This is a genomic window from Bartonella sp. MR168JLCBS, from assembly GCF_042194175.1.
In genome coordinates, this window is record NZ_JBHIMP010000300.1 from 490 (window position 1) to 787 (window position 298).

Genomic DNA, 298 nt, shown 5'->3' on the forward strand with positions numbered 1-298 from the left:
AATGCTGCTTAAAAACTATCCACTTCATTGCAAACATAATCCCATGACGGTTGCCGTTATTAAAGACGCTGGTAAAAAAACTGATGAACAAGCCTGTCTCCTAAACTTGACAAACACAATAAAGGAGCGTGTACGCATTAATCTCGTAGCCGCTTCACCGTGCTTTGGGGCTTGTGAATACAAATCAGGCAGAAGATGAGATTTTTTATGAAGACGTTCGCAATGGCGCTTATCTTGGATTCTAGATGGTATAAGACTGATCTGTCAAACGAAGTAGTAGTGTTTGCATCAGGAGCAT

General features: G+C 40.9%; 1 protein-coding gene. It reads left to right on the forward strand.

Annotated elements, in window-relative coordinates; genetic code table 11:
* Positions 1-199 (forward strand): hypothetical protein (locus ACFIK8_RS11015; protein WP_375669452.1); only part of this gene is annotated, 199 nt, incomplete at its 5' end.
* Positions 200-298 lie beyond the last annotated feature (99 nt).